Here is a 21847-nt window from a genome sequence, read left to right as displayed (position 1 = left end):
GAGGGCGCGCGTGTGACCTGCGTCACACCGTGGGTTTGTCCTAGCCAGGTCGGGACGGGGGTCCCATTTGGCCAGGACCGCTAGGTGTGTAGGTCCCGGTAGTTGCCCCGGTCCATGAGGTACTTGGCAGCCGACACGAGCCGCTCCGCCTTCTCGCCCATGAGCCCGAGCGCCGAGTTGCACGGTTGGCACAGCAGGCCGCGCGCCTCCCCGGTCGCGTGGTTGTGATCAACGACCAGGCGGGACCCTGCCGGGTACGCCTTGCGGTCGCAGATCGCACAGCGCCAGCGTTGCCGACGCGCCATCCGCTCGTACTCCGCGAGCGAGATTCCGTACAGCGCGCGGTATCGCCGGTCGCGCGCCGCCCGCTGGTTCGCGGGTACGGCACGCTTCCGGCGGCCCTGAGCGGCCGTACACGCCTTGCACGTCTTCGCCTTACCTCGGTACTGCCCTAGCGGCTTCTCGTGCCCACACGAGTCGCACAGCCGCGCGTAGGGGTTCACAGGTCGGGCACCTGAGGTGAACACTCGGGGCACCACCCACAGTCGCGGTGCCCGCAAATGAGGCAAGGTAGCTCAGGCCACGAGCAGTCATCCGGCGTCTCGCTCACGCTGCCTCCCTCGCGGGGCCCTTGTACCCCATGCCCCAGTTGTCGCCGTAGATCTCCGGCTCGGATTCGATGTTGACGCCGAAGAACGGCATGTCCATGCACCGACCGAACTCGCGGGCGATCTCCTCCGCGTCCGTCGCGGGGACGGAGCCGATCACCTCGTCATGAACCACGCCGATCACATGGTCCAGAATGCCCGCGCCGTCCATCTCCAAGAGCGCTTGTCCGAGGATGTCCCGCGCGCTCGACTGGCACATGTAGGCAATTGCCGTGTACGCCTTGTCCCGGCTGAGACGCAGCGTCCGGCCGGACGGCGTGAGGACGGTCATCCCGTTCTGGAACGCTTCCCGCGTGAGCTTCTTTCCGTACCGCCGAATCGCGGGTAGCGCGCGGTCGTACTGCCCGACCGCCTGTTTCACCTGCTCGACAGGCAGGCCGGTTTGCCGGGCGAGGGTCTTGATCCCTCCGGCGTACGCCTTTCCGAGCGAGATGATTTTGCACAGCTTCCGGCGGGGGTCGTTCTTGAGCTGAGCGTCCGTGACCTCCGGCCCGATGCCAAAGACCATCCGCGTTGTCAGCGTGTGAAGGTCTGCGCCGTTGTTCACTTCCCGGACGATTGACGTTGCGTTCGCCAGCGCGACCAGGACGCGCAACTCCACTTGCGCGAAGTCGGACGCGATGATGACGTGTCCGGGCTCTGCGATGACGCACCGCCGGATGCGCCAGTCACTCGACGGGAGTTGTTGGAGCGGGGGGTTGCTCACGGACCATCGCGCCGTTCTCGCGCCCATCGTGTTCGTGTGGGGATGGATGCGCCCGTTCGCGTCCCGGAGGTTCAACATCGCGTCGGCGTAGCTCTTGGCCCACTTGCCCGCGCGCTTCGACCGGAGCACGGCGTCAGCGAGCGGGTTGGGTTCGCGGGCCCCGATGCGATGCCAATCCTTGTCAAGGTCAGCGAGAGGCAACAGCACTTCCTTGCCGACGCTGAGCTGATTCTTTTCGGTGCGTTCGGTGAGTTCCTCGCCCATGCCGACCAGGGCGGCCCCGACTTGTGCCGGAGCGTCCACCGACGTCACGCCGTAGGCGTTCGCCTTGCGGAGGTAGAGGCCCTTCTCGTCCATGAGTTCGTCACGGAGATGAGTCGTGTACGGCGCGTCGATCAGCATTCCCTTTCGCTGAATCACTGCGCCGATTCGGGCTATCTCGTGTTCGTAGTCCCCGAGCCGCTTGCCCGTGCCAAGGTCTGTGAGCTTGTCCGTCAGGATCGGCAGGATTCGCGAGCCCAGTAGGACGTCAAGCAACGCGTACCGCTGGTAATCCGGGTGCCGGATGTCGATGTGTGCCCATCCGGTTTCTTTCGTCCAGCCGGACGCGTTGAAGATCTTCACGAGCGCCTTTTGCCCGTCGTCCGCGCCCGGGTCCACGTACGCCACCGAGAGCGGCTTGAGCGACGTCCCTATGCCGCCCTCCTCGAACGGGCGGGAGTCGTAGAGATGCGCGAGGATCTTCGTGTCCGTGACCTTCGCGAAAAGGTCGTCAAGCGAAATGAATCCCTCGCGGTCGAACGCGAGCCCATCAAAAGGGGCGTTGTGGATCGTTAGGGCGTGAGCCGTCCGCAAGGCCCACACCACCGCGCGCCGGAACTGTCCGCCCCACTCGACAGGGATCAACCATCCTTCGGTGGCGGTCCCGAACTGGACCAGGCGAACGCGGAAGTCCGGGGCGTACACGTTGAGCCCGGTTGTCTCGGAGTCCACGGCCACATGCCCGCGTCGCTGCGCTTTGACTAGCCAATCGCGGAAGCCTCGCAACTCGTCTTCCGTCTCGGGGAACCACCCCCGGCATTCTTCGCCGTTTACGCGCGCCTCAATCGTCCGCACGTTGCCACCTTCCCGAGAACGCGAAAGGGCCCCGCCCGGGGTATCGCTAGCGCGCTAGCGATAGGGCCCAGACGGGGCGGAGCGGCGTTTACCGCTCGAAGATCCTTCGTCCTTCGGGAGAGTTACCGCCCCCAGTGGGCGGAGTGTTCGCGGAATCTTCGGAAACCAGTCGCATTCCCCGGAGGACGATCCCCCGGTTCGTCTTGTGGCGGACCGCTCCCCGCTCCTCCATCGCAGAGAAGAACCCCCGGCGCGTCCATCGCTCCTTGCCGGGAAGGTTCTCAGCCTCGCACCAATCGCAATAGGCATTCCATGCATCGGCCCCCAGGATGGCCGCCTCCGGGTGCGGGTCCGGGGCGATCGTGTCCGGGAAGAACCCCGCGAGCGGGTCCGACGTCTCGCGGTACTCGCGGGTCGCCTCCCGGATCACGTCCGGGTCCTGCAACCCGTCCGCGTACCACTCGCACGCGCCCCGGACCGCCCACGCAATGATGCCCTGTGCCTCGCTGCGAAGCGCCGCCGTAAGCGAGTGGTCTCGTTCAGTCGGCGCGAAGTACCGCGCGAACTGGACCAATTTCACCCGACGCCACAGTCCGTCGTCCTGTCCCTTGAATCGGGGCTTGTGGTTGGTCGCGAGCATGAGCAAGAAACTCGGCTTGAACTCGAAGAACTCCTTGCGGAGGAACCGCGCCGAGATCATGTCCGTACCCGTGACGCGCTTGAGAATCGCCTCCGCCATGGGCTTGCCGGACTCTCCCTCACTGGCCATGACCAGGCGGGCCCCGCGAAGCGCGGCAAGGTCGTTCGGGATGCCCCCGCTCGTCTTCTCCTCGAACGTCTGGAACGGCGTAGTTGTGCTGATCTCACGGAAGACGTGAACGAGCGTGTCCGTGAGTACGCTCTTGCCGTTCGCGCCCTTGCCCCAGAGCACGGCGAACGCCTGTTCCGACGTGTCGCCCGTGATGCCGTACCCGACGAGCCGCCGCATGTAGTCGGCAAGCTCCGGGTTGGTCGGGAAGATCTCCCGGAGGAACCTCTCCCAGCGGGGAGCGGTCGCGGTCGCGCTGTACTCCTGGTCCACGTACCGCGTGATCATGTCGCGCATGTCGTGGTCTCGGAGTTCGCTCGTCCGCAAGTCCACGGTGCCATTCCGAAACGACAGGAGTTCCGGGCGCGCGTCGAACTCCGACGCATGGACGGCCACCGCCGGAACGGCGCGAAGCTCGCTCATGAGCGCGTCAATCCGGACCGTGTTCAGGAAGCCCTTTGCCTCGTTCGTCTTGCCCGCTAGCGCGAGCGCGGCCCCCATGCGGTGTACTTCCTGCCGGACGCGCGTCTCCGAGACCTCCCAGCGTCGCCCGTTCCAAACGTGATACCCCAAGCCGGGCGCGTACTTGATCCGGCCGCGAGCGAACGCCACAAGCGCATGCGCGCGGAGTGTGTCCGTGTCGCCGTAGCGCTCCATCATCGCGGCGAGCAACTCGGCCGCCTGGTCGCCGTCCGCCCGGGACACCGAGTCGGTACCCGTCCGGCGGTCAAGGTCGCGGGCCCTAGCGGCCCGCTGAGCCTCTTTCGGAGGGGCGACAGGGGTAGCGGCCCGGACCGCCTCATGTAGAGCGTCAGGGAAGACCTCAGGGGCGCGCATGCGCCAGTCTGTGAGATCCTCGCCCGCCCGGGGGATAGTCAGCCGAAGCGCGGTAACGCCGTGCTCCGCCAGCGCGGCCCCGAGTGTCGCAACGAACTTCTCGCCCGCCTGGTCGCGGTCGCCCGCGATGACGACGGCGGCCCCGCGCATGCCGTCCGCTAGCTCGCGGGTAAGGTCGGCGTTCGCAGCGATCGACGCACCCCGGACCACAACGGCGTCATAGCCCACGGCCGCCACGGTGAGCCCGTCCGAAGGGCCCTCCGTGACGATGTAGACGCCGTAATCCGCGCCGCCCCTCAACACGCCGTACTTCGCCCACGCGACAGGGTCCGGATCGTCCTTGGTCCGGCGGTTGCTGAGCGATACCCAACGGGCGGAGCACGACCCCCCAAGGTCCCGCCCTTGCGCGCCCCGGGCGATGCCGTCGAAGTCGTACAGCGGAACGACCAGGCGCGGATGCGACCGGAAGCGCGGCGACAGGAACGGGAAACCGTGTCGTGTGTCGCGCGGCGAGAGTCCGAGCCCGAGCCGCTCCATGGTCGGCACGTCCACACCGAAGCGGGTTCGGAGATACTCCTCCGCCATCTCGACGAGGTTGAGGTACTTGGGGTTGTCCCAGCGGTGTGCGGCGTGCGTGAGCCACACGCGAAGCCCGGCGATCTCCCCGGGGCCCGGGGCGGGGATCGACGTCCCGCCCTTGACGGTCGTCACACCCTCCCCGGGCGTCCAGCCGAAGAGATCACGGGGCGACAGGTCGAGAGCGGCAAGGACGGCGTCCCGGTCACAACCCGCCCGGCAGAAAATCAGCAACCGCCCATCGTCCTTGAGCGTGAGAAACAAACTAGGACGGCCGTCCGCGTGCGCCGGACACGGGACCAGATAGCCGCCCGGGTCCGTCTGCACTTCCGCGAACCGCTTCAAGAACCGAGAGAAGTCCATCCGTGCCCTTCCGTCGTTGATCGACTGACGAGAGGGTTACCGCCCCCGATCGGCCGGAGTGTTCGCGCGGAGGTACGCCAGCAGCCGCGCGAAGGTCGCCAGCGACAGCACGACGTAGCCCGCTCCGGGGCCCTTCCCGCGCCGCTTCACGACGGCGGCCCCGAACGGAAGTCCGGCGTTGTGCGCCTCCGCCTCCGCCTGGTCCACGTACGCGGCAAGCTCAAGCTTCGCCGTGTTCTTGAACTCCAATGCGAACGGGGCCGCGTGCACGTCCCCGATGTCGAGCCGCCCCGTCTGCGCCACGCGCCGAATGTCGTCGCCGTCTGGCACCTCCGCGCGGAGGAACCGCGTTCCGGCGGTCTCCCACTCCGTACCGCGCCGCTTGTTCGGATTGCTCATGAAACACCCCTTCTGACCTGGGCAAACGTGGCCGGCCGCTACAGCGTGTGATCCCGCGGGTTACTGTCCGACAACAGAAAGTCAAGCTCTGCGCCCCGCGCGTAGGCGGTCGTCAGCGCCCTTGCAAACGGTGCCCAATCGGGACGCCTGGTCGCATCGAAGTACACCCGGACGAGGTCGCCTATCTGCGCGTCCGCCACCGTGCCCGGGGTGATCGCGGCCCCGAGTCTCACAACGTATGTAGCCATGCCTGCTCTCTCCTGAAATGCGAAAAGGCCCGGCTCCTACCGAAGTAGGAACCGGGCCCGTGTGGCTGCCCGTCAGGGCATGTCGGCTCTCACGGCTCACCGAGCGTCGAGACTTGGGGGACCATGCCCACCGAATAGCAGTGAAGGTAAACCGACCCGAGGGGAGCGGCTTCGTTCACTTCCTTGTGCAGCGCTGCACAGAAGGCCCGGACGTGCTCCGGCTGTGCCGACCAGAGCGGGAACGCGGCGAGCGCTCCCAGCATCTCCAGTTCGCACGCTGTGAGTCCGTCCACCGAGTAGGCACCGTTGCCGTTGTCGCTGACCTTCATCTGTACTCCGTACTCCCTGGCCCCGGAGGACCCCCCATTAGAGATGAGTCCAGGACGTACCGCGCACGATGTGACGGACCGCCCTAGGGCTCACGCCGAAAGCCTCCGCTAGCGCCGACGCGCGACCCCCGGCGGCGTAGGCGGTCCTGATGGCCCGGACCTTCGACTCCGTGAGCTTCGCGGCGGAATTGCGTTCCCCCACCGAAGGCGGGAGGACTTCCGACGAAGCCGACATTACAACATCGCTGCGCATTAATGAAACCTTTCAGACGCCCGAAATTAACAAGGCAAGTCAGGTAAACCAACGGTCTTGTTGCACGTCACGGTGTACGGTCCTCACAGGAGCAAGCTATTTCAAATAGCGAGAATCCGCGCACGGAAATATATCTTGTGCGCTGTAAACCCGGGGCCGCCTTTATGCGTCGGGCCCCGGGTCACAGAATGGCAAAATACGCAACGCGCCTATTGTGCAATTGTCAGAACGGCGGTTCCTGCGTGAAGCCGAAGCCGGACACGTCGCCCTTGTACGCGCCGTGCACGGTAAGAGTGGGCTTCTTGTAGCTCACGGTCTTGCCCTTCATCGGGCCGCCCTTGGGGACAAACGAGACCGTTTCGAGCTTGAGCGTCGCAACGGCGGGCTTGCCGTCCGAATCCTCGTTCACGTCCTGAAGGGCGTTCGCGTACTCGTGCAGCACGCGGACCAGGTCCCACGAACCGGACTGCATCCTGAACTTGCCCAGGTCCGGCGCGTCGTACAGCCGGAACGTGATCCGCGTGTCCGGCTTGGGTCCGCGTCCGGTCTTGGCCTCCGCCTTGCGGTCCGCGAAGGTCTCGGGGCAACCGCACGGCTCGCCCTTACGGTCGTCGTCGAGGAACTCGACGCCGTCACAGTGATGGATGATTACGCCACCGATGCCCCACAGCTTGAGGTCCGACTCAAGGGAGTCCGGGCCGTCGATGATGACCTTGAGGGACTCCGCGTCGGTCAGGATCTCAAGGTTGTCTTCCCCTTGCGTGTCCCACTCCTCCGGAGACCCGCCGAGAATCTCCGCGACCTTCGCGGCAACCTCCGGGTCACCCGTGGTGACGCGCCACTCTTCCAATGCGACAGGGGTTCGGCCCTCCACCCGACCGGAGCGGAAGCGGCCGACGATGTCCGAGACGTAGCGGGGCTTCGGCTTCGCGTCAGGGTCGGTGTCGAAGATGCGCAGCTTGGGGGCCATCTGATTCTCTCCTTGCATCGGGCATCAAACGGGGACCATCGCTAGCGCGCTAGCGATGGTCCCCCATCGGGTCACACCTGAGTTACCGCCCCGGGCGGGGGCAAGTGTTCGCGGTCAACCCGCGTTGAAGTCCGAGAGGATGACCCCGGGTTCGCCCGCCACGCGGAGCGGCTTGACGCTCCACATGCGTTCGTGCTCCTTGCTCCGCTCCGCCGCCGCCGCGAGAGCTGCGCTACGCGACACGGCGCGGATGACGAACCCCTGGTACTCGTCCCAGTAGGCAGGCTGGACGCGGGTCACAAGCCAGAGCTTCACAGGGCGACCCCCGCCACGTAGACCAGAAAGACCGCGTGAACGGCCGCGTTGATCAGGTGGGCGAGCGACTCGGCCGAATCCTTGGAGCGGACCACCACGACCAGGGACGCAAGTACGTTGAGTACCTGCCAGACGAGAAGCGCGTAGATCACCGAGCCCGCCTTTCGGTACCGGTCACCAGCGCACCGCCGGACTCGACCGGCTTGCCGATGACGGTCTTCGAGGTCTCGCGGTCCCACGTGAAGACCGCGCGGAGGTGAAGGAACATGTCGAAAACGTGCGGCCGGACGTCCACGGGCTTGAGTGCCCATCGCTCCGCCGTGACGTGCAGCACCGCCCCGGCGTCGATCTTCGGCATGGGGCGCGACGCGCCGTCCGCGTCAATGATCCGATCGGCGTAGGCGTACGCGGAGAGCTGCAACGCGACGTCCGGATAGGTGTCCTTGCTGGTCTTCCAGTCCACAATGACGACGTCGTCCCCAATCTTGAGGATGGCATCGCTCGATCCGGCGTAGTTGTGCGTGTCGGACCACATGACGTCTTCCAGCGACAGGGGTTCCGGCTGGACGCGGTCGAGGAACTCCGCGAAGTGGCGTCGGTAGGGCTCAAGGTCCATGCCGACGCGCCGGACGTTCTCGCCCCGAATCATGCGCTCGAACATGTCGTGCGCGGCCGAACCGATGTCGGCGCGAGACTTCGTGTACCTGCGGTGCGCGCCCTTGAGCATGTCCACGGCCGCGTCAGGGTCGGACTTCGCGAGAGCCGCAACGGCGTCGATGTTGTCAACGGCCGCCTCCGCCGTCATCTTCGCGGCCCAGAAGGTGAGGAACGGCTTGGGAAGCATGCCCACAATGCTCGTCACGCCCGGGGCCTTCTCGCCGGACTCGGGCTCGACGTAGAAGCGGCTGCCGCCGCGCTGAATGGTGTTGACCTTGCCCATGGTTTGCGTCTCCCTGTCAGGGTCGCTCTTTGCTGACAGGGGAGTTACCGCCCCGGGCACATGAGGTTGTTCGCGCCGGTTCGCGGGGATGCCCTCCCGCCCGGCGTCCGGCCTGCCGAGTGACGGAGTGACGAAAAGGACTGTAGTTCTGTATTTCCTTAGAGATCTCTAATGGAAAACAAGAACACAGTCCCAAACGTCACTACGTCACCCGGGCATGCAAGAGCCCCCGAGGGAGATCCCCCGGGGGCCCGGTCGTACTCGCCGCGAGCGCTTACACGTCGCCCATGGACTCAAGCCAGTCGTTCACCCGGTCGCGGATGGCTTCCAGTTCCTCCCTGACGGCCTTCCGTGACTCCTCCGGGAGGTCGTTCGGGTCCGCGTCGCCCGGGGCCTCTAGCGCCTTGTGAGCGTACTTGAGCGTCGCCGTGAACGCCTTGCTCAGGTCGTCGGTCGGGATGACGGTCGCGGGGAGCTTGGTCCCGCCCGCCTTGACCTGTCGGCGCTCGTTGACACTCAGCGGGTTGATCCCGTAGTACTCGCACCACGCCTCGTACGTGGCCTCAAGGGTCGAGCCGTCTTCGCCCTTGAGTGCCTTCCCGTCCGCCGCGAGCGCCTTGATCTTGTCGCGGACCACATCAGACATGTGGTAGCGGACCGCACCCTGTGCGGTCTGCGTCATGCCGGAGTCAAACCCCGCCTTCTCGTAGACGCTGTACGCGAGCGCCTTGTACTCGCTGTTGTTGCCCTTGAGGTCCGGGTTACCTCTCGCGTCCGTGAAGACCATGCGAAGCTCTAGGAGCTTCTCGGCGAGCGCGCGCGTGACCTTCGCTGCCTTGCCGTGAAGCTCCGCGTACGTCTTAGCTTCCTTGACGGCCGCCTCAACGATCGGCGCGGCTTCCGCCTCGCGGTCCAACTCGGCTTGAATGGCTACCGCCATGTCCTTGCCGGGGGTGCCGTCCGGGGACTCAAGGAGTGCCTTGCGCTTCGCGGGGTCCTTCCGGAGAAACTCCGGGGACCAGGTCGCAACGCCTTCCTTGGCCTTGTCGGTCTTCTCAACCGCCGTACTGTCGGTGCCCTCCGCCGGAGCGGTATCCGCCGCCGGAGCGGCTTTCGTTGCGGGCTTACTAGCGGCCTTGCGCCGCGTGGTCGTCTTCTGAGACGGCTTCGGCGCGGGATTGATCTCGGCCACTTTGGTACCTCTTTCCTTGGGGAAGTTGCTCGCTACAACGTACCGCTTGCCGGGGTCCGTGTCCACCGAAACACCCGAACTAGCAGGGGTTTCGGGGTTGTGGATCTTCTCACAGGCCCGGGTGAGGACACCCGTCATGGTCCGGATCAGGCACCGGTCCGAACGGATCTCGGAAACGCCGCGAATCTCCGCGTAACCGAGCGCGGCGTTGACGGTCTGGGCGAACGCGTCCGCGTCCTTGAAGGTCTCGAAGCGGAGCGTCACCCGCCCGTCCGGCGCGGTGCGCACGATGCGGCCGGAGTGAGCGGCGGCGAGTTCCTTGGTGTCCATGGCTCCGACCCTAGCGCGTTGTGCAGCGCTGCACAAGCGGCTTACGCAAGAAAGAGACCCCCATCGCTAGCGCGCTAGCGATAGGGGCCCGTGGTGCGGAGGTCACGCGGCGACCAGTTCCGCCGGTTCCTCTGCGAAGTCCGGGTGAAGCTCGTACCGCTCGCCGCACTCGCCGCACTTGGGACGCTTGCGCTCAAGGGTCTTGCGGCTCAGCCAAATAGTGTTGTCCTCCGGGCAGGCACACACCGCCTTAGGCTTAGTGTTCTTGCTGCGCGGCTTAGGCGGACCCGCGACCTTGCCGGACTCGCCGTCTCCGCCGCCGTCTCCACCCTCCCCGCCGTCTCCACCCTCCGGACCGCCGAACGTCACGCCCATGAGGTCACGCCACGCGACCGTGTCCTTGGCGAGCCGCTCGATTGCCTCCGCGTACCGCTTGCGGGTCTCGTCCGTGATCCGAACGGCGGAGAACCCCCGAGTCTTGTGGGGCTCTGCGCCCTCCGGCCACTCAAGCCCGAGTTCGACGGCCGCCTTGACGAAGGTCTTGTTGTGGTACGCGCCCCGCCGAGACGTGCCGTTCTCGCCGCGTGCGTGGTTCAACGCGTGCGCCGCTTCGTGGAGCATCGTTCCGAAGGTCTCGTGAGGCTCGCGGCTCAGCGACTCGCCCGAGATGAACAGTTCGTGGGCCTTGCCACCCTCCGCCGTGTCCCAGTGGTTCGCGCCGAAGTGCCCCCAGGTGATGCCAATTCCACCTCGGGTGACGGTCAGCCCGCCGCCCGTGATGAACACGACGTCCGGGACTTCCGGGACTTCCTTCTGAATGGCCTTCCAAGCGCGCTCGAACGCTGCGACCAGAAGCGAGCCGGTTGGGGTAGTCATGGGGGGTACCTCCGTGGTGCGTTTGCTGCTTGCGTGTGACCGACGTTAGCGACTTGTGGGGCGCTGCACAAGCCTTCTGGGCAAGAAAAATCCCCCGGGAACGGAGTCCCGGGGGATCGCTAGCGCGCTAGTGATGGGCACTAGTGGAACGGCCCGCCGCACTCAAGGCACGTCCCGCGCTTGGCCCGCCGACCGGTGATCGCGGCCCCGCACCCGGTACATGTGCCAGAGGCCCAGACCGCCGACAGGTCGCCGTCCGGCGGAACCGGTACGCGCTTCCAGCCGCGCGCCGCGTACCGCTCGCACATCGCGGACCATTCCGCCCGCGCCGCTTCGATGTCGCGCCACGCCGTACCGCCGCGTCGGCCGACGCCGTCCGTGCCGATCAACTCCCGCATCATGAGGTACGGCCTGCGTTCGTCCGAGCGCTTGGAATACATGAACTCAATCAGCATCGCGGACCCGTTTGGGTGCTTCCAGGCCATCGCACCGATGATCTCTGTGTAACGGTCGCCGTCCGTCATCGTCTCCGCCTCCGTGGTTACCGTCATGCCGCGAACGTACCCGAGTTGTGCAGCGCTGCACAAGCGGTTCAAACGAGAAAAGGGGGGCGAGACCCGTAGGCCCCGCCCCCTATCGCTAGCGCGCTAGCGATGGTTAGTCCATCAGCGCGAGCGCCATCCGCTCCGCGAGATCCGCCACCGAGCCGCCGTTGTAAACGATCCGGTCCGCGTCCTCCGGCCTCACGGCGGATTCGCTCGCGTGCCCTCCGTCCGTCACGCCCGGACGGTCGATCCAGATGAGCCGGTACCCGTAGTCCCGCGCGTACGTGACCTCGTTCGGGAACCTCACGTCCGTGATGACGACCGGCCGCCCCTGTGTCCATGCGTCCATGGCCTCGCGGTGCGCGAGGTCGATCCACGTGTCCGAGCCGACCACGTCCCGGACACCCTCCGAACCGAGTCGTTGCAGGAACCGCCGAACCTCGGGGTGCTGCCGTTTCGCGGCTTCCCATCCGTACCGCTCGACGACATCAGAGAGCCGGGAGACGGACGTATCGGGATGGACGTAAACGATCGGGTCCGCCGCGAGCGCCATCCGCTTAAGCGGGTCCGCGAACGCGATGCGGGCGTGCCCGTGTACCACCGCGAGCGCCTCCGCCGCCGTGTCCTTGCCTGCTCCAGCTCGCCCCATGAGTGCCACGCTCCGCATGCCTGCCCCTTCCGGTCGCGTGATCGTCAGTCCGTTACCGCCCCGCCGACCGGAAAATGTTCGCGGAACCTCTTGTGCAGCGCTGCACAACCGGCTAGCGTCGCTGACGTACCGCCACAACGAAGGGAACACCCCATGAGCCTGAGCGTCATTCTCAGCCCGAACGACACCGAGTCGCGTATCCGCCCGGAATTCGCGGGAACCCCCGCCTACTTCGGCAAGGTCGAGTGGTTCGACGTGTTCGACCGGAGGACGGACGAGCTTCTCGACTGGACCATTAGCCGTGTGGACGGCAAGGAATGCGTCGTCAACCACCCCCGGTATGGCGTCGTCGCGGACCTGTCTAGCCTGAACACCGCCGCCGAGGTATGCAACGCGCAGTACCTCAGCGAGCGCCGCGCGGCTGTCTGACCGTCCCGACACTTCAAGGGCCCGCTCCCAGCAGGGAGACGGGCCCTTAGTGTATGATCGGGTGTTTCGTCAAGTAGAGGAGGCCCCCGTGTTGTTCCGGTTCTTCCGATGGAAGCGTGACCGCCGCATGCGCCAGCAAGTGAACACGCTCTACACGGCTCAGTTCGGCCCTCCGCCGGTCGCTCCGGGTCCTCCGGGCCCCCAGTACCCGCCCGGTCCGTACGGCCCTCCTCCGCCCGCTCAGGGCCCCGTGTGCCCCACGTGCGGACGGCCCTAGCCCCACAACGACGAAAGCCCCCGGAACCCCTCATGCGAGGGACCCGGGGGCTTCGTGCTACTTGCGCTTGTGGAAGTAGGCGACCACGGCCGCGAGAGCCGCTGTGCCGAACGCAGATGCCGCGCCCGTGACGTTGGTCGGGTCACCCTGGAACGCGTCCAGAGCAACAGGACCAGCGCCGACCAGGACGGCCGCGCCGAGACCCTGTCCCAGCGTCCGGAGCGCGCGGACCAGGCGGTCACGCGCGGCCTCGCTCAGCTCGCCGTCCTCCGCGAAGTCAACGACGCCGTCCCAGAACGCGGACGCACTCTCGCGAACCTCCGGGTGCTCCCACATCTCGCGGGGGAAACCCGCCGGGTCCTCGGCTCGATGCTTACTCAATGTCACTCCAATGTCCGATTCGGATTCGTGCTCTGACCTGCGGGTTGTCACGCTCCGGCGGGCCGGCCGTGACCCTGAGTGCCCCGCGGTTGTTACCGTCTGTCAGGTAACGCGAGCGGTCCACGCGGCGGCCCACGTCTTCGGACCGACCTCGCCGTCCACCGTGAGTCCCTTCTCGCGCTGGAACGCCCGGCAAACCTCCTCGCTCGCGGGCCCGTACACGCCGTCCGCCGCGAGCTTCCAGCCGCGAGCCCGCATGCGGTTCTGCCACGTCTTGACGTCGTTGCCTGACATGATCGGGGGCTGTCGCAGGATGCGGCCCGGGAACGCCGGAGCCTTCCCGCCCGGCTTGCCCGGAGCGGGCTTGCTCGGAGCGGGCTTGCCCGCACCGCTGTACGCGGGGCGGCCGTACCCGGCAATGACGCTGTAGTGCCTGCGCTTGACCGCGCATCGGTCCGAAGTGTTACCCTCGATCGTCTCGACGTACCCGCCGCCCAGGGCGCGGACGACCACCCCAACATGGTCGATGTAGCCGATGCCGTCCGAGCCGCCCCAATCGAAGAACACGACGTCCCCCGCGCGGGCCCGATCCACGTTCGCCCGGGTACCGGCGTACCAGCGGTCACGCTTGCGGAAGTCCTCCGCATGCCACACGGTGTACGCCCGGTCGCCCGCCGGAAGAACGGCGTCCGCGTTGTCACTCGCCCGCGCTGCCTCCGTCACCGCCATGTCACACCACGCGGCCCGGAGGAACTCCGAGCCGTGGCGGGCGGCGTACGCCCGAGTGATCCTGTTCGGTCGGCCCGCGATGCCGACGAATGCCCGCATGGCCTTAACCATGCCCTCAGCGGTTCCCAATGTGACGCTCCTTACTGCTTCCCCGAGACGCGCGAAAGCCCCAACGTCACGGTTGCGATAATGGACAAGAGGCCCATTACGGCGCTCAGCGGAACGCCGTACTTCCAGCGCTCGACGGCGCGAATGCGGGCTTCGTGGTCGGTCTGTTCGTCGCGGGTATCCGCCAGCAGCGCAGCCACGCGCGCTAGCTCCTCCGCGACCTTGCCTAGGCTGTCGTTCGTCTTGCGCATCTCGTCATAGAGGCGCTCAGGAGAGACCCAAGCCCCCCGGGATTTCAGCCATCCGGCCGCCAATCGTGCATACGAAAGCCCCGGACGAATCCCGTCCGGGGCTGTGAAAGTCGTTTGGTTACTGCGCTTCGTACATGAGCGTTCCGCGCACCTCCGTGCCTGCGCCCCACTGAATCGGCGTAAAGGCGTCGATGATGCCAGTTGAGGGGTTGGATTGATTCGTGGGCCAGTTGCCCGCAACGAGCAGATAAAAGAGCGACGTGTCAGCCGTCGAGCGGGCGAGGCACGGGACTACGGAGTTCGTACTTGGGAACACATAGAAGAACCCCAGAGCCGCACCGCCCACGGCCGCCGGGACCGGAAGGCCCCACCAAAAGTTGTCAGCGCCGCCACCACCACCAATGTTGGTCGTCGTACCGCACGTCAGGTTGAACGTTGCTACGACCATGTCCCCGGACTGAGCCCAACGGCAATTGACGTCCGCATTGCCGTACGACGGCAAGAAGTTGCCCGTCTGCGTGGTCCACGTCGGAACCCAGTTCTTGAACTTCGGAGTCATGCCATTCAGCCGGGAAGCCGTAACCCGAGTGATCGCGGTCCACGGGTCGAAAGCCATGCGTAAGCCTCTCTGTAGGGCATCGCTAGCGCGCTAGCGATGGGGGATCGTTAGCGTGCTAGCGGTGGTCAGTACCCGGGGTACCGGGGGTCCCAGATACTCACGGCCGTCCCCTCAGCCTGAGCCTTCCGGACGCCGTTGACGGCTCGCTGTACCGTGAGCACTTGCAACGACCTGTGGAACACGGGAACGAGTCGGACGCCCCATACGTAGTACGCGTGGGTCGGCTTCCCGCCGTGCCACGCCCACACGGCCGCCATGGTGGCGTTCGCGGGCGCGAGCATGTCCGCTTCGATGTAGCGCCACCCGCCCGGGTACAAGGCGACGTTCGGCGGGAACGTGGTAGACAGGAAAGTTCCGGCCGCGTTGTACCAGTTGACCGCCGGACGCATGTCCGGCATGAGGACAGGCGAGTACGCCCAGAATGAACCTGTGTAGGTCATCCCCGGAGTGATCGCGCCTTGCGCCGTGAACGGAGAGCCCGCCCCGCCGAAGGTGTCCGTGCCGTTCGGAGTGATCTGGAGAGACGCCACCGCGCCCGTTGGCTTGGGCGACGTCACCCGGGCAACGGTTGCGGACGCGCCACCCCAACCGGCCGCGTCCACGTTGAAGAACGCGTTCGGGGTGATTGAAGCGTCCTCCGCCGCCGTAACCGTCATGCGCTCTCCGGCTACCCGGACGTCCGCCGGGTAGTCCGCCGGGTTCACGGACCAGCGCGGCGCGTCCGGGGTGAGGATGAACAGCGTTCCCGTCCCCGCGCCCGGAGTCCGGACGGACATCTCGTCCCACCAAAGCCGGGGCCAAGTCGGCGCGGTTGTCGTCGAGCCGAACCGGACTTGCTCCAGCGTCGTAGGAACCGCTCTGGACGCGACACTCAGGATGGAGGTAGAGCCGTCGTACACCGTGACCGTAACCGTTCCGTCGTCCGCGATGGCCTCAACGAACAGTTCCCGTCCGATCGGGATAGGAGTTCCCGACAGCGCCACCGCCGTACCCCCGGGGTCCCTAAGCCGCATAATCCCCGCCGACGTCACGTCCACGTACCACGACAGCGAAGTATTGGCGAGGTGCACCGACATGAGGCGAGCACCCGCCGAAGGGTAGGCGGATAGTTCCAGTCGCGCCCGAATGGCGTACTCCGCCAGCGTGCCAAGACCCGTCCAAATGAGCTGAGCCGCCGCCCCCGCTTGCTGGTCCATGCGGATTCGCGGGGCCGCCGCCGGGGGAGTACCCAACGGGTTGACCTCCGACAACGTGACTTGGATGTTGTCGAAATGCCGTTCGTTCACATCGGTACCGAACCCGCCGAAGTGCATCGCTTGCACATCGCTCGGAGCCTTGCCCGTGGCAACGGCCGCCGTTTGCTCAACGCCGTCGATCCACAAGCGCATGGTCCACGTGTTCGCGCCGAACCCGACGACCACGCGGTACGAGCGCCACACCGACAGGTCGAGTGACGCCGTCTTGCCGCTCACGGCCGTGAGGTCCCACCCGAGCACACCGCCCGCGTTGTAGTTCACGAACAAGTCCGCGTGGTCCGTTCCCGTCCGGTTCTGAACCGTGAGGATGGGAGAGTTCCCGGACGTGTGCGCGACCTGACGGAAGTCGAACCGGACGTCCGCCCACGCGTACCCGTTGGGTAGCGTCGCGTCGTTCAGAGACGCCACACCGGCTTGTGTGGCGTTGGCTGCCTGCCGCATCCCGAGCGCGCCCGTTCGCGCCGCAGCAGCCACTACAGAGACGGCGGGAGTGGTGTTAGCCCAACCCGTCAGGTTGCCGTCCTCGAAGTCGTCCGCGAACGACCACGGGGCCGCGACCGCGTCCACGGTGAACGCACCCGTCGTCACGGTGCTGAATGCCCGATCTCCGGGACCCGCCGTCGTGTTCGTGACGACCGTTCCGTCCGCGAGCCCGACGCCGGACCAGGAAGCCACGACGTTGCCGTACGGGTCGGTCGGCTTGGGCATGACCCCCGCAACCGTTGTCCCGTCCGTGTCGGCGCGGGACTGGTCCGTGACGGCCGCAACCCACGGCGAGTATGGCGACAGGTTGTACGTGATCTCGTACTCCATGATCCGGAGCGACTCCGTGTAGCCCTCTACCATCTGCGACACGTCGTCCGGCGGAAGCCCGACACCGAACCCGCCGACGTCGATCCGGTCGCCCAGGTCGAGCCGGAGAAGCTCGTCCGCCATCGCGTCAGTGACTCGCGGCGAATGAAGCTTGACCGACAGCTCCGGGTACCGAACCTCGTCCACCGTGCCCCGCCGGAGCCGGAACCCCGCTTGCTCGGTCAGAAGCTCGTCCCGCTCAAGCGAAACGCCTACCTCCGTCGAGTACCGCCCCACGCCGTTCGGGGGTGGCTGTACCGACATGGGCCCGGATGCTTGCTCGACACGCAGCGACGAACCGGTGTTGCGGGAAACCGTGATGTCGTTCAACGTCGTGTCGTCGTCGTCCACCGGCCGGAGGTCACCCGCGATGTGTCCCGCCCGGTAGTCGAGACGGATCGCGGCGTTCTGGTTCACCAGCGACGTACGCGGCCGGAACGTGAACCCGGCGAACTCGCGAGGCTCCGTGAGAATACCCATGTCCGTCTCGGCTGCCTCGTCCAGCAGGCCGACCAGGTTATTGTTCCGCTGGTCGCCCATGAGCGCCGCGTTGCTCCAGATCGAGCCCTTGCGGATGAGCCGAAACGGGACGCCTTCCTCCGCGCACAAGCGAGTGATCCTGTTCTCCGGTGTCTCGCCGTTGTACGCGGCGATGTCCGCGAGGGTGTTGGACCATGCGTTGACGTCGTTCGACGTCATGAGGTGCCCAACGATGACGCTGCCGGTGCCGAGACCCCTGTCCCGTCCGACGACAACCTTTCGCAGATACCCGGGCCGCCGCCCCGGCATAACGAAGTTCCATTGCGGAACGGGCGCGCCGTCCTCAATCGTGTCGTCGTTGTTGAAGTCGGTCACCTTCACCGAACAATGAAGATCGTTCGTGGTGAAGTTGCGAACCATGTCCACTTGCAGAATGACAAAGCCGCGCTGATTCATCTTGAACGTGACGATCGTGTCATGCAAAAGCACGTCGTAGCCGTCCGCGACTTGCACGCGGAGAGAGCCGTCCGACTTGAGAAGGACATCAAACTTCGGCGCGTTCTCCGTCGTCTCCAGATAGAGCAAGGACGTCTCAGCCTGCGTGATGGCCTTAGCGATGTAGAGGAACATCCGGACCGACAGCGTTCCGTTCGGTGTGCGGTACGGGGGAACGAATGTGAGTCGCCCGTCTCGCACTTCCGGAATCGGGTCCGACGCCGTCCAGCCGTCGTAACTCGCGAGCGCCGGAGTCCCTTCAATCCGGCCCGGCTGGACACCCGGACGCGCGCCAGCGAAGGACGTCGAGTTCGAGGAGTCTTCCAACGGCCAGTAACCGACGATGCTCGTACGCGCGGGGGAGACGTGTTCGCGGTACATGGTGGAGTGCAGCGCCGGAGCATTCAGCGTGAGCCGCCTCCGGATGCCGTACCCCTGAACCTTGACATAGCGGTCTCTCCCGGACACGTCCCACGCTTGAGGCCACTTTGAGATTTCCCCGTGAAAGCGCCACCGCCGGTCAGACACGGCCGTCTCCGCCCGGACCGTCCACACATTGCCCTGTGCGTCCGTGACACTGGCCGCGCCGACAGAAGCGGACGAGAAGTCCGGCGACGCGACGACCGTCCCGCCGATTCCGTTCCGGATCTCCGCCGAGAAGTAGCGACCCCACACGGCACGCTCATTGATCCCGGTCACTTCGCCAATCTGAACCGGCGTACCTGTGCTCGCTATGGACGTCACGCCCGTACCGTTGACATCCGCCCCGAGTTGCGTCCACGGACCCGCCATTGTCGGCGCGGTCCAGAACCTCGCGGTCCAGCCGCCCGCGCCGTTGTCCACGTCGAGCGTCACGCGCACCGCCACGCGGCCCGTGTTAGGAAGCTGCGCCGTCGAGAACGCTTCCTTACGCGCCTCAAGGGTGCCGTTCGGAGACCACAGGATGCCAAGGTTGTAGTTGTTCACGGTGACGATCCACGACCGGTCGGTGCCGGACGCGAAGTACTTCCCCATGATCTCGCCACCGCGCCAGCTATTCGCGTCGATGTCCGCGCGAAGGTCAATGTCCCCCGTGACGTCGAGCGCGGGCTTGTCCGTCGTCTCGACGCCGGACCCAACCCCCTCCGTCACTGTGAGCGCCGTGTTGCCGTAGGGCAGGCTCACGCGGACGGGCGTGTTCCGTCCCAGGACGCCGAAGTACGGGGACGTCGGATTTCGGGGGCTGAACCTCCCGTCCCGGTTGTCGAGTGTGAACGTCAGGGACGCCGGTTCCGCCGGACCCGTGGCGGAGCCCGCCCGCCCCCGCGTGATTGAGATCGGGTCCCGCTCGTACACGTAGTCCGTAACGTCGGTCCACATCCCGCCGAGACTCAGCTCAACCCGCGCGTTAGTCCGGAACCCCATCCGCCTACCCTTCTTTGTGCAGCGCTGCACAACAGAAACGGGGTATCGCTAGCGCGCTAGCGATACCCCGCACATGTCAGCGCCCGATGACCCGCTGAACGTCTCCGCCCCGGTCCGCCACCGCTTCGCGGAGGATCTCGACCAGCAGCTTGGAGGCTCGTGTCCCGTCCGGGTTGAACTGGATTACCCCACCTGAGTTACCGCCCCCAGTGCTCGCCGCGCGGCGAACCCCCGGGACGCCCGGGATGTACGCAAGATCCGTCGTGTACCTCTCCAGACCCTTGCGAACATCGGGCATTGTGATCTTCATGCCCTTGTGAAGGCCCCCGATGATGGCCTTACCGGTCGGGACAAGAAGCTTCTTGTCAACCCGCATCGGGCCCTTCCAGTCCGGAATCATTCCCGTAACGGAGTTGAGCAGCGACTTGACGCGACCGATCGCGGACTGAATGCCAGAGATCAGGCCCTCAAGAATCGAGCGCCCCGCGCTGACCAGCCAGGAACCCGCCCCGCTGAACTGTCCAAGAATGGCGCTCTTGATCGAGCCGACCGCCGACCGCGCCCGGCCCACACCGCCCCGGATCATGTTCACGAGTCCGTTAATCATGTTGGACGCCGTGTTCACGACCGAAGTCTTGAGCGAGTTCCACAGAGAACGGACATGCGAAGAGAACGCCGACCACATCCCGCGCAGTGACGCGATAGCGACTCGGAAGATTCCCCCGAGTACCTGCCCCGTGCCCCGGGCGATTTGCTGGATGCCCTGCCACGCCTTCGACCAGTCGCCGTTAAAGATGCCGATGAACACTTTGAGGACGCCAATAATGATGTTCAGGGTTCCCTTAATGATCCCGAGAATGCCCTTGAACACCTGCGCGACGACCGGCCCGAGCACGCCGACCAGCCACGCCACGAACGGCGCGACCGCGTTTCCAAACTGCGCCAGCGTCGGAATCAGGTCGTTCTTAATGATGGTCCAGATCTCGCGGAGCGTCGGCATCACGGCGGCCCGGATCTGCTCGAACGCGGTCTTGAGCGCCGGAACAACCGTCATCGCGGCGGACTTCAAGTTCTGCATCGTCGTCGCGAGCGGACCCCCGCCGCCCTGCCCGGAGAACGCCGCCTTGAGCCGCTCCCACGCCGCCTTGACCTGGTCGAAGTGGCGGATGATGAGCGACGCCGCAGCAATCGCCGTGACGATCGGACCACCGAAAATCATGGCTACGACGGACAACGCGTCCGCCAGTAGACGGAATTGCGTCGTGTACGTCTTGTACGCCGTGACGAGCTTGTCAATCCAACCGGAAAGGGTGCTGATAACGCCCATGACCGTCCGGGCGGTGTTGCCCAGCTTCGACAGCCCGCCGCCGACCGTGTCCGCGTTGATCGCGTTGAACTTCGCGGTCAGGTAGTCGAGCACGCCCCCGAGACCCTTGGACCCGAGCGCCACGGAAACACCCATGATGCGCCCGAGCATCCGCACGAACGCGATGGCCGTAGCTGCGATCTTCGGGGCGAGCTTCTCCAGAGACGCCGAGATCGGTTCCAGAATGCCCCGGAGCGTCTTGACGCCGTCCGCGCTCTTGGCCCACCCGAGAAACTCGCGCTGGACGCGGTTCGCCGCGCGGCCCACGCCTTCCATGTACCGCGTGACAACCGGCTGAGCCACCTTCCGAAGCTCCGCCACAAGCGGCGCAATGCCCTTAGCGGCGGCCTTGCTGCCTGCGTCCGTAGCCTCCTTGAGCCCATCGCGTAGCCCCTGCAATGCGGCGTGCGCCGCCGTGCCCTCCTTGAAGATCGCGGCAAGCGACTTCTGAACGATCATGCCCGCGACGCGGAGAGCGATAAGCGCCGGGGCCGCAGCGAGCGCGGCTGATCCTATCTCCGCCATCGCCGCCGCCATGGACGCCATGAGCGGGATAGCCGTGATTAGAACCGCGCCGATAAGCGACAGGTTCGTAACCACGGGAAGCGCTGCCCGCGCAAAGTTCCCGAGCGCCTTTGATGCGAACGCGACACCGGACCGGCCGAAGTTCTTGAGTTCGTCTACGGCGCGCTTCACGCCCCTGCCGACGTCGTCCGAATCGACGCCGATTCGGACCATTAGGCTACTGAGTAGCGCCATCCTTTCCGCCTTCCACGGTCCCGCCAAACGCGGCGTTGAGCGCGTAGGCAATCGCAACCATTTCCTCTACGGTCTGCGTAGGTTTGCGGTCCCATCTCGGGACGAAATCGGCGGGGGTCGCGGGTTTGCCCTTAGACCTGTTCGCGTTCGCCACGGTCGCCGCCACGATGGCCGATTGAACGTCGGCGCGAGCGGGCCCGAGAGGACCCGCCACGCGCTCATACGCTTGCCACTCCGTAAGCTCGCTCGAAGACGTCCGTTCCAGCAATTCGGCAACGGTCATGCCCAGCGAGAGCGCTAGCCGGAAGTAGAAAGCCCGTT

The 21847-nt window shown here is 66.0% G+C and carries 21 protein-coding genes; 1 reads left to right on the top strand and 20 read right to left on the bottom strand.

Annotated features, from left to right (window positions below; genetic code table 11):
- Positions 1 to 80: 80 nt before the first annotated feature.
- The 13 genes from ABD333_RS24820 to ABD333_RS24760 all read right to left on the bottom strand — a co-directional run bounded on the left by ABD333_RS24820 (position 81) and on the right by ABD333_RS24760 (position 12120).
- Positions 81 to 503, bottom strand: a complete 423-nt coding sequence (locus tag ABD333_RS24820) for an endonuclease VII domain-containing protein (RefSeq protein ID WP_344544603.1) — start codon at positions 501 to 503, stop codon at positions 81 to 83.
- Positions 504 to 606: 103 nt separating this feature from the next.
- The gene (locus ABD333_RS24815; RefSeq protein ID WP_344544602.1) at positions 607 to 2490 is read right to left on the bottom strand and encodes a DNA polymerase; all 1884 of its coding nucleotides are present in this window, start codon (positions 2488 to 2490) and stop codon (positions 607 to 609) included.
- Between the two features lie 88 nt (positions 2491 to 2578).
- On the bottom strand, positions 2579 to 5074 hold the full coding sequence (locus ABD333_RS24810) for a phage/plasmid primase, P4 family (RefSeq protein WP_344544600.1): 2496 nt from the start codon (positions 5072 to 5074) through the stop codon (positions 2579 to 2581).
- Between the two features lie 36 nt (positions 5075 to 5110).
- Entirely contained in the window at positions 5111 to 5473 is a 363-nt protein-coding gene (locus tag ABD333_RS24805; RefSeq protein WP_344544598.1) for a hypothetical protein, read from the bottom strand.
- Positions 5474 to 5810: 337 nt separating this feature from the next.
- Positions 5811 to 6050 carry a hypothetical protein gene (locus ABD333_RS24800; protein ID WP_344544596.1) on the bottom strand — a complete coding sequence of 80 codons (240 nt, stop codon included), beginning with the start codon at positions 6048 to 6050 and terminating at the stop codon, positions 5811 to 5813.
- A 476-nt stretch (positions 6051 to 6526) separates the two neighbouring features.
- On the bottom strand, positions 6527 to 7273 hold the full coding sequence (locus ABD333_RS24795; RefSeq protein WP_344544594.1) for a recombination directionality factor: 747 nt from the start codon (positions 7271 to 7273) through the stop codon (positions 6527 to 6529).
- Between the two features lie 114 nt (positions 7274 to 7387).
- Complete coding sequence (locus tag ABD333_RS24790) at positions 7388 to 7588, bottom strand: hypothetical protein (protein WP_344544593.1); 201 nt, start codon at positions 7586 to 7588, stop codon at positions 7388 to 7390.
- Entirely contained in the window at positions 7585 to 7740 is a 156-nt protein-coding gene (locus ABD333_RS24785; RefSeq protein WP_344544591.1) for a hypothetical protein, read from the bottom strand. The genes ABD333_RS24790 and ABD333_RS24785 overlap by 4 nt, the downstream gene beginning before the upstream one ends.
- Complete coding sequence (locus tag ABD333_RS24780; RefSeq protein WP_344544589.1) at positions 7737 to 8528, bottom strand: hypothetical protein; 792 nt, start codon at positions 8526 to 8528, stop codon at positions 7737 to 7739. Before ABD333_RS24780 ends, ABD333_RS24785 begins: the two co-directional genes overlap by 4 nt.
- A 274-nt stretch (positions 8529 to 8802) precedes the next feature.
- The gene (locus ABD333_RS24775) at positions 8803 to 10050 is read right to left on the bottom strand and encodes a hypothetical protein (RefSeq protein WP_344544587.1); all 1248 of its coding nucleotides are present in this window, start codon (positions 10048 to 10050) and stop codon (positions 8803 to 8805) included.
- A 102-nt stretch (positions 10051 to 10152) separates the two neighbouring features.
- Positions 10153 to 10926 (bottom strand): hypothetical protein, encoded by a 774-nt coding sequence (locus ABD333_RS24770; RefSeq protein WP_344544585.1) that lies wholly within the window; start codon positions 10924 to 10926, stop codon positions 10153 to 10155.
- 140 nt (positions 10927 to 11066) lie between these two features.
- Positions 11067 to 11477 (bottom strand): hypothetical protein, encoded by a 411-nt coding sequence (locus ABD333_RS24765; RefSeq protein ID WP_344544583.1) that lies wholly within the window; start codon positions 11475 to 11477, stop codon positions 11067 to 11069.
- Positions 11478 to 11583: 106 nt separating this feature from the next.
- Positions 11584 to 12120, bottom strand: a complete 537-nt coding sequence (locus ABD333_RS24760) for a deoxynucleotide monophosphate kinase family protein (protein WP_344544581.1) — start codon at positions 12118 to 12120, stop codon at positions 11584 to 11586.
- 153 nt (positions 12121 to 12273) lie between these two features.
- On the opposite strand from ABD333_RS24760, the gene ABD333_RS24755 reads away from it, so the two are divergent.
- Positions 12274 to 12549, top strand: coding sequence for a hypothetical protein (locus ABD333_RS24755; protein ID WP_344544579.1), 276 nt, complete (start codon positions 12274 to 12276; stop codon positions 12547 to 12549).
- Positions 12550 to 12883: 334 nt separating this feature from the next.
- Here ABD333_RS24755 and ABD333_RS24750 read toward each other — a convergent pair whose 3' ends face one another.
- The 7 genes from ABD333_RS24750 to ABD333_RS47570 form a co-directional block, all read right to left on the bottom strand.
- Complete coding sequence (locus ABD333_RS24750) at positions 12884 to 13207, bottom strand: hypothetical protein (RefSeq protein WP_344544577.1); 324 nt, start codon at positions 13205 to 13207, stop codon at positions 12884 to 12886.
- 102 nt (positions 13208 to 13309) lie between these two features.
- Positions 13310 to 14035: a peptidoglycan-binding protein gene (locus tag ABD333_RS24745; protein ID WP_344544575.1), complete on the bottom strand. Its 726-nt coding sequence runs from the start codon at positions 14033 to 14035 to the stop codon at positions 13310 to 13312.
- A gap of 41 nt (positions 14036 to 14076) precedes the next feature.
- Positions 14077 to 14295 carry a hypothetical protein gene (locus ABD333_RS24740; protein WP_344544574.1) on the bottom strand — a complete coding sequence of 73 codons (219 nt, stop codon included), beginning with the start codon at positions 14293 to 14295 and terminating at the stop codon, positions 14077 to 14079.
- 118 nt (positions 14296 to 14413) lie between these two features.
- Positions 14414 to 14911 (bottom strand): hypothetical protein, encoded by a 498-nt coding sequence (locus tag ABD333_RS24735; RefSeq protein WP_344544572.1) that lies wholly within the window; start codon positions 14909 to 14911, stop codon positions 14414 to 14416.
- Between the two features lie 68 nt (positions 14912 to 14979).
- Positions 14980 to 19401, bottom strand: a complete 4422-nt coding sequence (locus ABD333_RS24730) for a carbohydrate binding domain-containing protein (protein WP_344544570.1) — start codon at positions 19399 to 19401, stop codon at positions 14980 to 14982.
- A 76-nt stretch (positions 19402 to 19477) separates the two neighbouring features.
- A complete protein-coding gene (locus ABD333_RS24725; RefSeq protein ID WP_344544568.1) occupies positions 19478 to 21526 on the bottom strand; it encodes a phage tail protein in 2049 nt (682 codons plus the stop codon).
- A complete protein-coding gene (locus ABD333_RS47570; RefSeq protein WP_425546931.1) occupies positions 21510 to 21809 on the bottom strand; it encodes a phage tail assembly protein T in 300 nt (99 codons plus the stop codon). The genes ABD333_RS24725 and ABD333_RS47570 overlap by 17 nt, the downstream gene beginning before the upstream one ends.
- Positions 21810 to 21847: the final 38 nt, after the last annotated feature.

Source organism: Actinomadura fulvescens, assembly GCF_039533225.1.
Lineage (GTDB): Bacteria > Actinomycetota > Actinomycetes > Streptosporangiales > Streptosporangiaceae > Spirillospora > Spirillospora fulvescens.
This window is presented reverse-complemented; position numbering and strand designations above follow the sequence as displayed.

What these genes read in the sequence shown, in the direction of transcription:
- ABD333_RS24810 (WP_344544600.1), bottom strand. Translation starts at nt 5,074, where the DNA reads ATGGACTTCTCTCGGTTCTTGAAGCGGTTCGCGGAAGTGCAGACGGAC.
- ABD333_RS24805 (WP_344544598.1), bottom strand. Translation starts at nt 5,473, where the DNA reads ATGAGCAATCCGAACAAGCGGCGCGGTACGGAGTGGGAGACCGCCGGA.
- ABD333_RS24800 (WP_344544596.1), bottom strand. Translation starts at nt 6,050, where the DNA reads ATGAAGGTCAGCGACAACGGCAACGGTGCCTACTCGGTGGACGGACTC.
- ABD333_RS24795 (WP_344544594.1), bottom strand. Translation starts at nt 7,273, where the DNA reads ATGGCCCCCAAGCTGCGCATCTTCGACACCGACCCTGACGCGAAGCCG.
- ABD333_RS24780 (WP_344544589.1), bottom strand. Translation starts at nt 8,528, where the DNA reads ATGGGCAAGGTCAACACCATTCAGCGCGGCGGCAGCCGCTTCTACGTC.
- ABD333_RS24775 (WP_344544587.1), bottom strand. Translation starts at nt 10,050, where the DNA reads ATGGACACCAAGGAACTCGCCGCCGCTCACTCCGGCCGCATCGTGCGC.
- ABD333_RS24770 (WP_344544585.1), bottom strand. Translation starts at nt 10,926, where the DNA reads ATGACTACCCCAACCGGCTCGCTTCTGGTCGCAGCGTTCGAGCGCGCT.
- ABD333_RS24765 (WP_344544583.1), bottom strand. Translation starts at nt 11,477, where the DNA reads ATGACGGTAACCACGGAGGCGGAGACGATGACGGACGGCGACCGTTAC.
- ABD333_RS24760 (WP_344544581.1), bottom strand. Translation starts at nt 12,120, where the DNA reads ATGGGGCGAGCTGGAGCAGGCAAGGACACGGCGGCGGAGGCGCTCGCG.
- ABD333_RS24755 (WP_344544579.1), top strand. Translation starts at nt 12,274, where the DNA reads ATGAGCCTGAGCGTCATTCTCAGCCCGAACGACACCGAGTCGCGTATC.
- ABD333_RS24745 (WP_344544575.1), bottom strand. Translation starts at nt 14,035, where the DNA reads ATGCGGGCATTCGTCGGCATCGCGGGCCGACCGAACAGGATCACTCGG.
- ABD333_RS24740 (WP_344544574.1), bottom strand. Translation starts at nt 14,295, where the DNA reads ATGCGCAAGACGAACGACAGCCTAGGCAAGGTCGCGGAGGAGCTAGCG.
- ABD333_RS24735 (WP_344544572.1), bottom strand. Translation starts at nt 14,911, where the DNA reads ATGGCTTTCGACCCGTGGACCGCGATCACTCGGGTTACGGCTTCCCGG.
- ABD333_RS24730 (WP_344544570.1), bottom strand. Translation starts at nt 19,401, where the DNA reads ATGGGGTTCCGGACTAACGCGCGGGTTGAGCTGAGTCTCGGCGGGATG.
- ABD333_RS24725 (WP_344544568.1), bottom strand. Translation starts at nt 21,526, where the DNA reads ATGGCGCTACTCAGTAGCCTAATGGTCCGAATCGGCGTCGATTCGGAC.
- ABD333_RS47570 (WP_425546931.1), bottom strand. Translation starts at nt 21,809, where the DNA reads ATGACCGTTGCCGAATTGCTGGAACGGACGTCTTCGAGCGAGCTTACG.